At 61.9% G+C, this 12,976-nt stretch carries 10 protein-coding genes, 1 tRNA gene and 1 pseudogene; 9 read left to right on the top strand and 3 right to left on the bottom strand.

Annotated features, from left to right (window positions below):
• Positions 1–35 precede the first annotated feature (35 nt).
• Positions 36–350: a DUF1236 domain-containing protein gene (locus PYR71_RS21530; RefSeq protein ID WP_275620763.1), complete on the bottom strand. Its 315-nt coding sequence runs from the start codon at positions 348–350 to the stop codon at positions 36–38.
• 316 nt (positions 351–666) lie between these two features.
• Here PYR71_RS21530 and bcsN point away from each other — a divergent pair, with 316 nt between their 5' ends.
• The 7 genes from bcsN (at position 667) to PYR71_RS21495 (ending at position 10,692) form a co-directional block, all read left to right on the top strand.
• Complete coding sequence (bcsN, locus tag PYR71_RS21525; protein ID WP_275620762.1) at positions 667–1,647, top strand: cellulose biosynthesis protein BcsN; 981 nt, start codon at positions 667–669, stop codon at positions 1,645–1,647.
• 162 nt (positions 1,648–1,809) lie between these two features.
• Complete coding sequence (gene bcsA / locus PYR71_RS21520) at positions 1,810–4,002, top strand: UDP-forming cellulose synthase catalytic subunit (RefSeq protein WP_275620761.1); 2,193 nt, start codon at positions 1,810–1,812, stop codon at positions 4,000–4,002.
• Entirely contained in the window at positions 3,999–6,437 is a 2,439-nt protein-coding gene (locus tag PYR71_RS21515; protein WP_275620760.1) for a cellulose biosynthesis cyclic di-GMP-binding regulatory protein BcsB, read from the top strand. The genes bcsA and PYR71_RS21515 overlap by 4 nt, the downstream gene beginning before the upstream one ends.
• The gene (locus PYR71_RS21510) at positions 6,434–7,480 is read left to right on the top strand and encodes a family 8 glycosyl hydrolase (protein WP_275620759.1); all 1,047 of its coding nucleotides are present in this window, start codon (positions 6,434–6,436) and stop codon (positions 7,478–7,480) included. The genes PYR71_RS21515 and PYR71_RS21510 overlap by 4 nt, the downstream gene beginning before the upstream one ends.
• A complete protein-coding gene (locus tag PYR71_RS21505) occupies positions 7,477–9,780 on the top strand; it encodes a cellulose synthase (protein ID WP_275620758.1) in 2,304 nt (767 codons plus the stop codon). The genes PYR71_RS21510 and PYR71_RS21505 overlap by 4 nt, the downstream gene beginning before the upstream one ends.
• A 66-nt stretch (positions 9,781–9,846) precedes the next feature.
• Complete coding sequence (locus PYR71_RS21500; protein WP_275620757.1) at positions 9,847–10,515, top strand: HAD family hydrolase; 669 nt, start codon at positions 9,847–9,849, stop codon at positions 10,513–10,515.
• 100 nt (positions 10,516–10,615) lie between these two features.
• Positions 10,616–10,692 (top strand) — tRNA-Pro (locus PYR71_RS21495).
• 82 nt (positions 10,693–10,774) lie between these two features.
• Here PYR71_RS21495 and PYR71_RS21490 read toward each other — a convergent pair.
• Complete coding sequence (locus PYR71_RS21490) at positions 10,775–11,407, bottom strand: class I SAM-dependent methyltransferase (protein WP_183914928.1); 633 nt, start codon at positions 11,405–11,407, stop codon at positions 10,775–10,777.
• A 546-nt stretch (positions 11,408–11,953) separates the two neighbouring features.
• Here PYR71_RS21490 and PYR71_RS21485 point away from each other — a divergent pair.
• Positions 11,954–12,172 carry a hypothetical protein gene (locus PYR71_RS21485; RefSeq protein ID WP_183914927.1) on the top strand — a complete coding sequence of 73 codons (219 nt, stop codon included), beginning with the start codon at positions 11,954–11,956 and terminating at the stop codon, positions 12,170–12,172.
• 40 nt (positions 12,173–12,212) lie between these two features.
• Here PYR71_RS21485 and PYR71_RS21480 read toward each other — a convergent pair.
• Positions 12,213–12,388, bottom strand: a pseudogene (locus PYR71_RS21480) (DUF982 domain-containing protein).
• A 243-nt stretch (positions 12,389–12,631) separates the two neighbouring features.
• Here PYR71_RS21480 and PYR71_RS21475 point away from each other — a divergent pair.
• Positions 12,632–12,844 carry a hypothetical protein gene (locus PYR71_RS21475; protein ID WP_009996470.1) on the top strand — a complete coding sequence of 71 codons (213 nt, stop codon included), beginning with the start codon at positions 12,632–12,634 and terminating at the stop codon, positions 12,842–12,844.
• Positions 12,845–12,976: the final 132 nt, after the last annotated feature.

The raw sequence follows: 12,976 nt of genomic DNA, 5'->3' as shown, positions 1-12,976 counted from the left end.
CGCGCGCGATGCACGTCCTCAGTTTCCCCTTTACCTTATTCAATAACCTGAATTACGCGGTGCGTCTTTGGCTCGACGATGACGCGCCGCTCGTTGATGACCGTGTAGCCATAGCCGTCGACATTAGGCACGGTATGGACCTCGACGGTATCCGGTAGGGTCGCGCCGACCGTGATCTCACCATCATAGACCACCGATGGTGTGTTTTGCTCCATGACATAAGTGCGCACCTCGCCGGGTAGGACGACGGAGCCGGTTGGCGCGGGATCGGTGACGATGACGGTGCTCTGTGCGAAGGCGGCCGAGCAGATGGTCAGCATGGCAGCCGTAGCCAACATGATCTTGCGCATGGGATGATCTCCTTTTAAACCCTGGACATCGAGGCAACGTCGGCCATGCAGCATAGTTCCGCCCTGACCCGCCTTGGCGGGGGTCGGGCATGCCGATTGTTTGTTGCTAAACGACTTTGTGCACCATACGGTTGAACCGTCCGAATCATTGTTCAGTGCGAATCTTCCGCCGGCATCAGGGGCGGGCTCTTTACTCTTCATTAACCATGTCGGCGACTTATGTCGGGTGAGCGGCCGGATGGTCGTTGATTCGAAGGTCCGTCGCGCTGCGGTTTGCGAATGGATATCTGGAAAGACGATTGCGGCGGCTTAAGACATGCGCTTGCGGAAGACGATATCGCTGGTGGCAGTGGCGGGCTTGATGGCCGGCTGCACGTCGACAGGCGGTGTGCGGCAGCCTTCCGGGCCGGAGACGGTGGCGCCTGAAAAGGCGCTGGTTCTGCCGCCGCCAGGTGGCCCGTCGATCGTCAGCGTCGTCGAGCGCAAGCGTGGCAATGGTGTCGAGCAGACGGTCTCCTTGTTTACGTCCTCCTCGGTGCCCGGCCAGAATTTTCTGAAGATCCAGTTCTTCGGCGCGTCCGGCGCCAATCCCGGAACAGGCAATGCCGGTTTCAGCATGATCAACGAGAGCGCTATTGCCCGCGAAATGGCCCATGCTGCCCCCGGCGTGCCGATGGGGACCTCGGCGACCTTCCTGCAGAACGCTTATGGCCCATTCGGCTATGCCTCCGGCCGAAGCCGCGCCGGCGACGCCTGCATCTTTGCCTGGCAACAGATACGCTCGACCGCGGCCGCCAATACGCAGGCCCGCAATTTCGGCATGATCCAGCTGCGTCTGCGCCTATGCGACGCGCGCGCATCCGAGCGCCAGCTGCTCGGCATTGTCTACGGCTACACCATATCAGGCACCTTCGACGGCGTGATCTGGAATCCCTATGGGGCCCCGCCGCCCGCCGATGCGGCGCTCGGGCGTACCGGCGATCCGATCTATCCCGACGAGGGCGGATATCGCGCCAGCCCGATGCCGATCGGTTATGAGCCGGCGCCTGCCGTCGTCCGCCTGCCGCGGACAGCTCCACTTGGCAGCGCCCCGAGCGGGCAGCCGGCGCAAGGCGCCGCACCGTTGCCGGCGCCCATCGGCCCGCGGGTGCCACTGCCGGGCGAAGCGCCACAGTCGAGCGCGGCGCCGGAGGCGGCCGGCGCACCGTTGGTACAATCGGCAAGGGCGATCGGTGTCACCGTGCCCTCACCAGACTGCATAGGCGACGCGGCCATGACGGCCGTCTGCCGGAGATAGAGCATGATGCCGAAAGCGGGAGCGGTTTTCGGGCGGCATCATGCTAACTATTTAATTTAGAACAGGATTCAGATTTTGGCGAGCTGGCCGAAATCATCCTGTTTCAGCAAGAGTGCCCGGGTGTCGGACGATGCCTCGGCGAGCAATTTCGAAGGAACGTCGATGCGCAAAGCCCGCAGCGTCTTCATATGGGCCCTGGTTTCGCTCTGCATGATCGTGCTGATCACCCTGCCGGTTAACCTGCAGACCCAGCTGATCACCAGCATCACTGTCGTCACGGTAATGGCGCTGATCAAGATCCTGAAGGGCGAGGGGACGTGGCGCCTGGTGGCACTCGCTTTCGGCACGTCGATCGTGCTGCGCTACGTCTATTGGCGCACCACCAACACCTTGCCGCCGGTGAACCAGCCTGAGAATTTCATTCCCGGCCTGCTGCTCTACCTTGCCGAAATGTATAGCGTCGCGATGCTGGCGCTTAGCCTTTTCATCGTCGCCACGCCGTTGCCGCCGCGCCCTTCGCGTGCCGCCAATCCCGGGCGTTTGCCCCATGTCGATGTCTTCGTGCCCTCCTACAACGAGGATTCCGGCCTTCTCGGAAACACGCTGGCTGCCGCCAAGGCCATGGACTATCCGGCCGATAAGCTGCATGTCTGGCTGCTCGATGATGGCGGTACCTTGCAAAAACGCAATTCCGGCAAGTTGCTCGAGGCCCAGGCGGCGGCGGCCCGCCACGTCGAACTAAAGCAGCTTTGCCAGGATCTTGACGTCACCTATCTCACGCGTGACCGCAACGAGCATGCCAAGGCGGGCAATCTCAACAACGGCATGAAACATTCGACCGGCGAACTCATCGCCGTCTTCGATGCGGACCACGCGCCGGCCCGCGACTTCCTGCTCGAGACCGTCGGTTATTTCGAAGACGATCCGAAGCTCTTCCTCGTCCAGACCCCGCACTTCTTCATCAATCCGGATCCGTTGGAGCGCAACCTGCGCACCTTTGACAAGATGCCGAGCGAGAACGAGATGTTCTACGGCATCATCCAGCGCGGCCTGGACAAATGGAATGCCGCCTTCTTCTGCGGTTCGGCCGCTGTGCTGAGCCGCAGGGCGCTCGAATCGCAGAACGGCTTTTCCGGCATCAGCATCACCGAGGATTGCGAGACGGCCTTAGCGCTGCATGGCAGCGGCTGGAACAGCATCTATGTCGACAAGCCGCTGATCGCCGGCCTGCAGCCGGCCACCTTCGCAAGCTTCATCGGCCAGCGCAGCCGCTGGGCGCAAGGCATGATGCAGATACTGCGTTTCCGATTCCCGCTGCTCAAACGCGGACTGTCGATCCCGCAACGCCTTTGCTACATGTCCTCGACGCTTTTCTGGCTCTTCCCGTTCCCGCGCACGATCTTTCTGTTTGCACCGCTCTTCTACCTGTTCTTCGATCTGGAGATCTTCACCGCCTCCGGCGGCGAGTTCCTGGCCTACACGTTTGCCTATATGCTGGTGAATCTGATGATGCAGAACTACCTCTACGGGTCGTTCCGCTGGCCGTGGATTTCCGAACTCTACGAATATGTCCAGACGGTGCATCTGCTGCCGGCGGTCGTCTCCGTCATGCTCAATCCGAGGAAGCCGACCTTCAAGGTCACCGCCAAGGACGAATCGATTGCCGTCAGCCGCCTGTCGGAGATCAGCCGTCCGTTCTTCGTCATCTTTGCGGTGCAGATCATTGCGCTCGTCATCACCTTGTACAGAATTTATGCCGAACCCTATAAGGCCGACGTCACGCTGGTCGTCGGCGGGTGGAATGTCATCAACCTGATCATGGCCGGCTGCGCGCTGGGCGTCGTGTCGGAACGCGGCGAGCGCGCCCTGTCCCGCCGCGTTCGCGTCAACCGGCGCTGCGAATTCGGCGCCAACGGCAAATGGTACGCGGCCTCGATCGAGGATGTTTCCGTCCATGGCGCGAGACTTCACATCTTCAATAAACAGCTGGATGAGATGATGGTCGGCGCCCCCGGCGAAATCCGCTTCCGGCCCTATAGCGGCGCCGAGCTGGAAACCCTGCCGCTGATTGTCCGCAACATCGAGCCGTCGGGCGATATCAGCAATGTCGGTTGCCAGTATGTGCCGAAAAGTGCCCTCGACCACCGCCTGATCGCCGACCTGATGTTCGCCAATTCCGGCCAGTGGACCGAATTCCAGGCCTCGCGCCGCCGCAATCCGGGCCTCATCCGCGGCACAATCTGGTTCGTCGGCACGGCGCTCTATCAGACCAGCCGCGGCCTCGTTTACCTCTTCCGCAGCATGCGGCCGGAACGGGAGGCACAGCAGCAGGCGGCAAAGGTCAATGCCGGATGAAAAGCATCGTCGCTGCCTCGCTACTCCTGCTAAACGCTTCCGCCTTCGCCCAGGCGCAGACCGCACCCTTCGACATGTCCGGCGAACGCCCGCCCGGTGCATCCGTTGCCCCGAGACCGATGCCGCCCGCTCCGCCCGCGGCGACGGCACCGGTGCCCGTCACGCCTCCTGTGTCCGTAAGGCCTGCACCGGCGACACCGGCAGCGGCCGTTCCCGCGCCGATCACTGTCCAGCCACAGCCGGCGCCCCAGCCTGGCGCGGCAGCAAATGCCGCTTCGCCAAAGCCCCGCGATATCAGGCATTATCTGGTGCCCTTTTCGAAATTCAGCCTCGGCGGCGAATACGACCGCCGCTCATGGTCCGTCTATCTGACGCCCGAGCAGGCGGCGGCCAGGGCAAGTTTCACCTTCGCCTATCAGAATTCGGTCGTCGTCGCGCCAGAGGCCTCGGCGCTGACCGTCTATCTCAACAATCGCCCGATCGGCCAGCAGCGCGTCGGCTCGCCGGACGGTCCATCGGCTGTCACGTTCGAGGTTCCCCCCGGTCTGCTGCAGCCGGGCGCCAACCTCGTCACCTTCCAAGCCGATCAGCGCCATCGCACCGATTGCAGCATTCAATCCACCTATGAGCTATGGTCGAACATCGATCCGGCCGGAACCTATCTGAGCTTCGCCGGCGGGAATGCCGCGGAGCTCTCGAGCGCGGACGCAATCCGCGCCATCGGCGTCGACGGCACCGGCAGGACAGAGTTCGATATCGTCGTCCCGGCGCTGGAGCAGCCGGGAACCACCGAGCCGCTGCTGCGGCTGACGCAGGGCCTGTCGGTGCTGAGCAGCATGCCGAACCAGATCTTTGCCTTCAACACCGCTTCGCTTCCGGCCGCCGGTCCAGGCAAGCTCGGCGTGCTCGTCGGCACCGCCGCCGAGCTGCGGCCACTCTTTCCCGACCTGCCGCCCGGCGCCGAAAGTGCGCCGCTCGCCGCTTTCGTGATCGATCCGCGCAGCGGCTCGCCCGTGCTTCTGATCAGCGGTCCTTCCTGGCAGGCGGTCTCCTCGGCGATCGATACGATCGTCTCGCCGGTGGACAGGCCCGCCGATGTCCGCCGCGACGTGCTGACCACCGAACGCTGGAGCGCACCGAACGCGCCGCTGATCTTTTCCGATACCAGCATTGCGCTGTCCGAGCTCGGCGTAAAAACCACCGAATTCTCCGGCCGCCGGTTCCGGACCAGCTTCAATGTCGCCGTGCCGGCGGATTTTTATGCCAATGCCTATGGCGAGGCGAAGGTGCTGCTCGACGCCGCCTATACCGATAAGGTTCTGCCGGGCAGCCACATCGATATCTACGTCAACGACAACATCGCCTCCACAGTACCGCTCACCTCGACGACAGGCGGGATTCTCCGCCATCTGCCGATCCGGGTAACGATGCGTCACTTCAAGCCCGGTTTGAACACGGTGGCGATCGAGGCGATCCTGATGACGAAGGACGACGCCGCCTGCGCGCCGGGCAGCAGTGCCGATGCCAATGCGCGCTTTGCCCTGTTCGATACCTCCGAATTGCACATCCCGGATTTTGCCCGCGTCGGTCAGCTTCCGAATCTGGCTGCCATGGCCGGCACTGCCTATCCCTATGGTCGGGCCACCGAGCCGACACCGCTCTTCATCGACCGTATCGACGCCGACACGCTGTCGGCCGCCGCCACCCTGCTCGGGCAGATGGCAATCATGGCTGGCCATCCGATCGCCGTCGAGAGCGTGGCCTCGCCGAATACGATCGGCGATCGCGACGCCATCTTCATCGGTTCTATCTCGCAAATGCCGACGACCGCGCTGTCGCAGGCCAATGTCTCCACGGCGAGCCAGGCCTCGTGGCGTCCCGTGGTCGACGTACAGCCCGGCGTCGTCGATACCGGTACGGCCTTCGAGGTATGGAACTCCAAGGTCAGCGGCGGCCTGTTGCGCGGACAGATCACCGCCTTCCGCGAATGGGTGGGGCGCAATTTCGACATTACCCGCAGTTCGCTACAATTCATCCCCGGCGCCGAAGAGATCTTCACGCCGCCAAATGTGGCCACGCTGCTGGTTGCCCAAGGGTCCAGCCCCGCGGGCGCCGGCGCATGGACCGTGGTGACGGCGCCCTCGGCGAAAGATCTGCGCGAGGGACTGGAGGTCCTGACCACGCAGATGAACTGGCCACAAATATCGGGCCACATCACCACCTATTCGAGCAAGACGGCCAAGATCGAGACGGTACCCGTCACCCGATTCGATTTCGTGCCCTCTACACCCTGGTCGATTTCCAACTATCGTTTGATCGCCGCCAATTGGCTGTCGACGAACATTCTCTCCTATGCCTTCCTGCTCGTCGCCTTCGTGCTGCTGATCGGCATCAGCACATCGCGCGTGCTGAAAAATCTGGGCCGGTCGAAATGAGGTTGTGGCGCGTGCTCCTCGTTGCGGCGATGGCCATGTTCGCCCCCGCACGCCCGCCGGCCGTCGCGCAGCAGGCGATGATCAATGCCGATGCGTGGTCCGCCTATAAGGCGAAGTTTCTCGATACGAGCGGTCGCATCATCGATAACGGCAACGGCAATATCAGCCACAGCGAGGGGCAGGGGTATGGCATGCTGCTCGCCTATCTCTCGGCAAGCCCCGCCGATTTCGAGCAGATCTGGTATTTTACCCGCACCGAACTTTTGTTGCGCGACGATGGCCTAGCCGTGTGGAAATGGGATCCGAACGTCAAGCCGCACGTGACGGACACCAACAATGCCACGGATGGCGACATGCTGATCGCCTATGCTCTGGCGCTTGCCGGCACTGCGTGGAACCGTAACGACTACATCCTGGCGGCCTCCCGCATGGCCCAGGCGCTGCTCGCCAAAACAGTCGCGCGCTCGGCCGGCCAAATGCTGCTGCTGCCGGGCAGCGAGGGTTTTACCGCCGCTGACCGTAAGGACGGCCCTGTCGTCAACCCCTCCTACTGGATCTATGAGGCAATTCCGGTGATGGCGGCGCTTGCCCCGTCGGATGCCTGGAAAGAATTGTCGGATGATGGTGTGGCATTGTTGAAGACGATGCAGTTCGGTCCGCGCAAGCTTCCTGCCGAATGGGTCAGCCTTAGCGGCCCGCCGCGGCCGGCAGAGGGTTTCGATGCTGAATTCGCCTATAACTCCCTTCGCATTCCGCTCTATCTCGCGCGCGGCGGCATCACAGACAAGGCGCTGCTGACCCGCCTGCGAAAGGGCATGTTGCAGGAAGGCATTCCAGTCACCATCGATCTGACCACCGGCCGGCCGAAGACCGTGTTGTCCGATCCCGGTTATAGAATTGTTAACGATGTTGTGGCCTGTGTAGTCGACGGGACCAAGCTGCCGGTCTCCGCCCTGCAATTTGCGCCCGCACTCTATTATCCGTCCACGCTTCAACTGCTGGGGCTGGCCTATATTGGGGAGAAGCATCCGGAGTGTCTGTGAAATCCTCTCTCGTGGCGATTTCAGCGGCAGCCGTGGTGGCGACCCTCGTCACCGGGCTAAAGGATCGCGCCGCCCTGCAGGAAAGATTCGGCATCCCCGCCGTCAAGCCGGCGCCGGAGCTGATGATGATGGGCCGCATCAAGCCGTCCGACGCTCCTGCCGGCAATCCCGACTTCAATGCCGAGGCCGTCGCCGACAAGATCGAGGCGATCACCTCTCCGCAACCACCCGCACCCGACACGCCTGAGCCGAACGCCGCAAAAGAGTCGCCGGCAGCACCGCAAACTGAGGCGCCTCAGACAGCCGGTGAACCGGCGCCGGTCCCTCCGGCGATCGTCACCCAGCCGCCGGCGCCGCAACAGGCGGCAGCGTCGCCGCAGCCTGACGTCGATGAAAGCGCGCTTCGCTATTTTGCCAGCCGCGGCGACAAAGTGCGCCTTCAGGCTGAAATCTCGCGCCTGCAGGCGTTGTATCCGAATTGGGTTCCGCCGGCTGATCCGCTCGCCGTGCCGCAAAACGGCGACAAACAGCTCGAAGCCATGTGGAAGCTCTATTCCGATGGACGCTATGCGGAGCTACGCAAGGCGATCGCCGATCGGCAGGCCGCCGATGCCGGCTGGCAGCCGCCGACCGATCTGCTCGATCGGCTTGATGTCGCCGAAGCTCGCGCCCGTCTCATCAACGCGTCGGATCTCAAGCAATATGCGACTGTGGTCGATATTGGCGCTGCGACGCCAAGCCTGCTGACCTGCAGCGAGGTCGATGTTCTCTGGCGTGTCGCCGAAGCCTTCGTTCGCACGGAGCGATCGCAGCGCGGCCAGGATGCCTACGCCTATATACTGAAGAACTGCGGCGATCCGGCCGAACGGCGGGCGACGGTCGAAAAGGCCTCGACGCTGCTGGACTATCAGCCCATGCAGGCGCTGCTGGCGCTGGAGAAACCCGCTGCCGACGGCGGCAAGGAATTTGACGGGATCCGCGACAACCTCGCCCGACGCTTCGTGGCCGAGAGCAACGAGGATCCGAAGCTTTCCATCGCTCCCAATTACCTTGCCCGCCTCGAAAGGCTGGCCGAAAGCGAAGGTCTCGCCTCCGATGCGCTGCTGCTCGGCTGGTACCAGCTTCGCCGCAACAACCCTGCCGATGCCGAGAAGTGGTTTCGCGCGGCCCGAGCCAAGGAGGAAACGGCAGTCGCTTCGCAAGGCCTGGCGCTGGCGCTGATCGCACGCAGGGCGCCTCAAGAGGCCGAGGACGTGATGTTCCGCTGGCGCGCCGATTCCGACGATGCGACATCGACCTATCTTGCCGCTACTGCCAATTTGATGGCGCTGCAGCCGCCCGCCGATCTCACCGAAGAGGTGTTGCACCGCGTCGCCGCCGAGGTGATCGCCCGCAAATATGTGCCGACGGCGCAGCAGTTCGGCTGGTATGCACGCTCTCTCAACCAGTTCCAGACCGCCGCGCGCTGGTTCGAAACCGCGCTTGCCTGGAAACCGGACGACGAACCATCCGCCTATGGCCTTGCCGTCACCCGGGAGCAGCTGAACGACCGCAAGGGCGTGCTCGACCTCCAGCGCGCCTGGGCCGGCCGTTCGGCGCGCATCGCCAATCTCGAAGGCACGCCGGTGTCGAATGCCGGCGCGCAGCCGGCAAAGCCGCCGCTTGCCCCGCAGCAGCCGGTTCAGCCGGCAGCAGCGCAGCCGGAGCCGGAAGTCTCCGTTCGAGTCGCAAAGCCGGCGATGCATACGCTGGCGGTCGAGCGCGGTCCGCGCCGGGCGCTGGGCTGCTCAACGACCATCGACGCGGAGCAACTCGGGCCGTCCGAGGCGCTGTCGCGCGGTTGGTGCCTGATGGAGATCAACCGGCCGATGGAGGCGGTCCCGGCTTTCGAGACGGCATTGCAGAGCCCGGTCAGCAAGATCCGCGAAGATGCAGCCTATGGCCAGAGCCTTGCCTATCTGCGCGCCGGTCTTTCCAGCAATGCCGCCGTCGCGGCAACCAAGGCACCGCAAAGCCGCCAGCGCGCCGCCGAACTGCAGGTGGCGATCCTCGCTGATCGGGCGCTGCAGGCCTTCGACGCCGGCCGTTATCGCGAAACCCTCATCTATCTCGATCAGCGCGCCCAACTGCAGCAGGAGCGCATCGATCTGATGGTTCTGCGCGGCTACAGCTATCTCAATCTGAAAATGTACGATGATGCGGGCCGCATCTTTGAAGCTGCCGCTGCGACTGGCAACCGGGACGCCACCCGCGGCCTCGCCGATCTGCGTAGGATCACCCATCCCGACGTCAACGACTGACGTTGACGCCGCCGCCATTCTCCGCTACTCGCCTGCCTGCCACCTCGCGCTCGCAAGGAAACACCCGTGTCCGCTCTCCACGACATCCTCGACAGGTCTTATGACGCCTTTCTCTTCGATATGGACGGAACGCTCTTGAATTCCATCGCCATCGTCGAGCGTGTCTGGAGCGAATGGGCAAGACGCCATGGCTTCGAGCCGGAGGTCTTCCTGAAGACGATCCACGGTATCCGCGCCTCCGATGTGATCCGCGGGCTCGGCCTGCCGGGCGTCGATCCGGCCCACGAGGCGGATCTGCTGCTCGCCGAGGAGATGGAGGATGTCTCCGGCATCGTCGAGATCCCCGATGCCGTCCGCTTCCTGAACGCCATCCCCGACGGCCGATGGGCGATCGTCACTTCGGCGCCGATTGAGCTCGCCAGACGCCGCATGGCCGCCGCCGGTATCCCTATGCCGAAGGTCATCGTCAGCGGTGGAGAGGTCAAATCGGGCAAGCCCAGCCCGGAAGGCTATCTGCTCGGCGCAAGCCGTCTCGGCGTCGATCCGACGAGATGTCTGGTTTTCGAAGACGCCGTTGCCGGCATTCTTGCCGGTGAGGCGGCTGGCGCCGATGTCACCGTGATCACCGAAACACACACCACGCCGTTCGAAACGCCGCATTTCTCGATCGCCAACTATCAGGCGTGGCAGCCCCGCCAGACCGCCGAAGGCCGGCTGAAGATCGCCGCGATCTGATTGTTGCCAGGCGATCTGCTTCGTTTTTATGGGAGGCAGGTTTTTTCCGCTTGCATTGCACGCGCCGAAAAACTAAACGAAGCAAGCCGTTTCGGCAGGTCGGGGCGTAGCGCAGCCCGGTAGCGCACTTGACTGGGGGTCAAGGGGTCGCTGGTTCGAGTCCAGTCGCCCCGACCATTTATCCCCTTGAAATCCCAGTCAGAATATCAGTTTTAGAGGTGAGCGCCGCGGGCGTGGCCGCACGAGAGAACGTCGGCCGTCAGTGCGGTTTCTGTGCGATTGCGATCATTGATTTCGCCAGGAGCGGAATCCTGCCGACATATTCGAAGTCGACGTCTTCGAAACCTGTTTCATGCAGCAGCGTGCCGAGCGTTTCGGGCGACCAGAATTTGATATGGCCATGGTCCTTCAGCGGCATGAAATGGTCATCCATTTTTCCGCTCACGGCGAGCGCCAGATTTTTCCAATAACCGTGAAAAGGCGTTGAGACGACGGCGATGCCGCCCGGTTTTACCAGATCGTACATGGTCGCCGTGAAAGCTTTGGGGTCGTATACATGCTCCACGACCTCCAGGCTGATGACCGCATCGAAGGTCCCGTAGCGGCTGGAAAGATCTTCGTATCCGGAGCCGATTTCCAGCGGAAGATCGGGATGGACCGCTTTCGCCTTCGCGATGCCGTCCTCCGACGGATCGACGCCGACGACATCGTAGCCCTTTTCCGCCAGCACGGAGGCAGCACCGCCAGTGCCGCAACCGAGGTCGAAGACCGCTGTTTCGTTTGCTTGATGGAAACTGTTTTCAAGAACATCGACGACGGCCGGCAAGATATAGGAATGAGCAGTCGCCGGCTTTGCGTGAATATAGGTAGTCGCGTCCAGTTCGATAGACATTTCACCTCCTGAAAAAGTGGGCCCGCCCAGACAATGGTACGGCGGAGTTTGACGGGAGTGTGGTGCCGTTGTGGTATTAAGGTGATTAACGCCTCAGGCGTTCGCGCCGCTACTCGAGCGCCCTTCTGTCCCAGGCGGCCAACCGGCGTTCTTAACGGCCTCTTCATCACAATGTGATGGATGGAGGCGCGGGCCAGAGAGTTCCCAAAGCCGATTGACAGGGGACGGGGAAGGTTATGGAAACGATCAACTCCCAACGCTTTGCATCAGACGGAACAAAGTCCAATTTATAGGTTTAAAATTTAACTACTTAAAGTAAACAATCCGAAAAAATGCCTGTTAAATGGCGAGATGGAGATAATTCTTCCGGTTCATTTTGGGAATTCATTCGCAAATGGCCGATACCATTCGGTTTTTGTTAAGGCTATACGCGATTTTGTGGTAAGAAGTTTGCAGTCGGCCTGAAAACATCTCAAAACGCTTCGCGTTCCCGCAAATAGGTGTAGATTGAAAATACCCTTGTTACCGACAGCTTGGTGCGAACGCATGCCCGATATGGATCAGAATCTAGCTTGCAGGCAGGCTCTTGCCAGCGCGTTCCAGGCTCTGTCGGACGAGGCGGTCAGGGCCGGCTGGCCGGAGGGCGACGTTGCCCTCGCGCTTGCCGAACTGGCCGAGGAGCGGGTGATCGAGATGACCGCCAAGGTGATCATGGAAGGCTCCATGCACCCGCAGATCGTGGCCGCCGGCCACCGCCGCAGTTGAGCGCAAACGCTCCGGAGCGGTTGCTCCGTTTTCGCTGACCTCACACCAGCAATCCTGCCGTCTTTGCTGCCATGACGAAGGAGGCCTGTGCTGCGCTTGAGCTGCGCAGCCCGTCCAGTGCCCTCAGGCAGTGCTGGAGCGCAAGTGGTGGTCGCGTCCGAGCTTGCCGGGCCAACGCTTCAGATATTCGACGGCGTCCTAGGCAGTGAAAACGATGAGGTTGTGGTTGGAGAATGGACTTAGGACGGGGGAGGGGAAGCGTTCTTCACTCCACGTTTGTACTCGCTCATTCCTTCTGTAGACCGCGGCGCTAACGCTTCGAACACTATTTTGCTCCGCAGGAATTTGCGCAGTTGCTAAAGTTATGACCCTCGCGCATAATCAATTTATTGCCGGTTGCGGAGGGCGTCCGGCGATGCAAGCGTGAAGGCGTTTGCCCTCGGAGGGAAGTGCGGCGTGATGTTACGGTCATCAATTCATCCGCATGATTTACCGCTCTTTTCGGAAGATCTCGATCTGCTTTCGCAAGTGCTGGACAAGGTTTGTGTCGAACGCGGACTTGTCAGAACGGCGCCGGAGGCCGAGCGGATCGGTGCGGTCATCATTCAGCTTTACCGACAGGGCGTGAGAGACGGGGGCAAACTGGCCGATCTTGCCAAGACCTATCTGTGACACTCGGGTTCCGTTCTTGATTTAAAGCATGTCGCGCAAAAGTGTGCTGCGCTTTTGCGCCAACGACATGCGTAAGACAAAGAGCTAAAGCGCAAGAAGCGAATCTGAAACATCGCGCGTTTTAGAACAGGC

The organism is Rhizobium mulingense (assembly GCF_029194105.1).
GTDB classification, from domain to species: Bacteria; Pseudomonadota; Alphaproteobacteria; order Rhizobiales; family Rhizobiaceae; genus Rhizobium; species Rhizobium mulingense.
The sequence above is the reverse complement of the archived record's forward strand: the minus strand, read 5'-3'. Positions and strand labels throughout refer to the sequence as shown.